Source organism: Castellaniella denitrificans (genome assembly GCF_027214045.1).
GTDB classification, from domain to species: domain Bacteria; phylum Pseudomonadota; class Gammaproteobacteria; order Burkholderiales; family Burkholderiaceae_B; genus Castellaniella; species Castellaniella denitrificans_A.
In genome coordinates this window covers 1-211 of record NZ_JAPWHE010000050.1, presented here as the reverse complement: position 1 = coordinate 211, position 211 = coordinate 1, and the positions used below count along the sequence as shown (strand labels likewise).

Sequence of the window (211 nt, the reverse complement as noted above, 5' to 3'; positions counted from 1 at the left end):
CTGGCGGGGTGAACGACGTGTTCACCTACACCTTGAGCGATGGGGACACGGACACCGACACAGCGACGCTGACGATCGACATCGGCAACTCGGTGCCGACGATCGGCACGATCCCGGCGGCTGGCGGCGCGGACACGCAGGTGTACGAGGCGGGCCTGCTGGCCACGCGCGGCACGGGCGAGTCGGCGGGCTCGGATGCCAGCCAGTCGAC

General features: G+C 70.1%; 1 protein-coding gene. It reads left to right on the top strand.

The annotated features are described in order from the left end of the window. Nucleotides 1-17: 17 nt before the first annotated feature. Nucleotides 18-211: hypothetical protein (locus tag O4H32_RS14975; protein ID WP_269360413.1), on the top strand; the 194-nt coding region annotated here is incomplete at its 3' end.